Raw genomic sequence first — 344 nt, forward strand, 5'->3', positions numbered from 1 at the left:
GTACCGAACGACAAATACCCCGACCTCCGGTGGGAGGCGGGGTTTAATTTTTTCATACGTGGCAGCACCGCATGCAAAGTACATGCGATTGCAAAATGGCAGATACTTCCGCCACTTGCCTTTGTCATTATCGACTTTGAAGTCAGCCCATGAGGATTTGACTTCTACCATGACGATTTCGTTTTTGACGTGCACCGCCATTATGTCGGCACGTAGAGAACCGCCTTTATTGAGACCGACTTCGGCGCTGACCGCATACATCTTTTCACGCCAGTAATTTGCGACATGTTGTTTAATCAGCGTCGCGATCTCGGCCCGGGTCAATGTCGTTTTCTTAGCCACCA

Annotated in this window: 1 protein-coding gene; it reads right to left on the reverse strand. The window is 49.7% G+C overall.

The annotated features are described in order from the left end of the window. On the reverse strand, positions 1–344 hold a 344-nt coding region (locus AC1RPG_RS08495), incomplete at both ends, for an MmcB family DNA repair protein (protein ID WP_481762551.1).

The sequence above is a fragment of the Dellaglioa sp. CoH-57-MRSF-18 genome, assembly GCF_056781995.1.